Origin of the sequence: Catenulispora rubra, assembly GCF_015356825.1 — a bacterium.
In the GTDB taxonomy this organism is placed as follows: Bacteria; Actinomycetota; Actinomycetes; order Streptomycetales; family Catenulisporaceae; genus Catenulispora; species Catenulispora rubra.
The window spans coordinates 1-1183 of the sequence record NZ_JAACYW010000638.1; the positions used below are offsets into that span (position 1 = coordinate 1).

Annotated in this window: 1 rRNA gene; it reads right to left on the minus strand. The window is 59.3% G+C overall.

The annotated features are described in order from the left end of the window. Window positions 1-1183 (minus strand): 23S ribosomal RNA (locus tag GWK61_RS54695); the annotation flags it as partial.

Consider the following 1183-nt stretch of genomic DNA (forward strand, 5'->3'; position numbering starts at 1 on the left):
GGAGCCCTCCTTCTCCCGAAGTTACGGAGGTATTTTGCCGAGTTCCTTAACCACGGTTCACCCGATCGCCTCGGTATTCTCTACCTGACCACCTGTGTCGGTTTGGGGTACGGGCCGCTAGGTCCTCGCTAGATGCTTTTCTCGGCAGCATAGGATCACCCACTTCGCCCCTACGGGCTCGGCATCAGATCTCAGGCTATGTGTGTCGCGGATTTGCCTACGACACGCCCTACATCCTTACCCCGGGACAACCACCGCCCGGGCTGGGCTACCTTCCTGCGTCACACCATCGCTTGCCTACTACAAGTTCGGGCCGCCGGCTCCACCACACCCGGTTCCCGAAGGAACCAGGGGGCTTAACGGGCTTAGCATCACCTGATTCAACACTGGGCGGACCTTCGCGGGTACGGGAATATCAACCCGTTGTCCATCGACTACGCCTGTCGGCCTCGCCTTAGGTCCCGACTCACCCTGGGCGGATTAGCCTGGCCCAGGAACCCTTGGTCATCCGGCGGCGACGTTTCTCACGTCGCATTCGCTACTCATGCCTGCATTCTCACTCGTGCAGCCTCCACCCCTGGGTCACCCCGGGACTTCACTGGCTGCACGACGCTCCCCTACCCATCCATACGCCTGGCCGCCTACTACAGCGACAGGCTACATGTATGAATGACACGGCTTCGGCGGTGTACTTGAGCCCCGCTACATTGTCGGCGCGGAATCACTTGACCAGTGAGCTATTACGCACTCTTTCAAGGGTGGCTGCTTCTAAGCCAACCTCCTGGTTGTCTATGCGACTCCACATCCTTTCCCACTTAGCACACGCTTAGGGGCCTTAGCCGGTGTTCTGGGCTGTTTCCCTCTCGACGACGAAGCTTATCCCCCGCCGTCTCACTGCCGCGCTATCACTTCACCGGCATTCGGAGTTTGGCTGATTTCGGTAAGCTTGTAGGCCCCCTAGACCATCCAGTGCTCTACCTCCGGGAAGAAACACACGACGCTGCACCTAAATGCATTTCGGGGAGAACCAGCTATCACGTGGTTTGATTGGCCTTTCACCCCTAACCACAGGTCATCCCCCAGGTTTTCAACCCTGGTGGGTTCGGGCCTCCACGCGGTCTTACCCGCGCTTCACCCTGCCCATGGCTAGATCACCACGCTTCGGGTCTAGGTCGCGCGACTC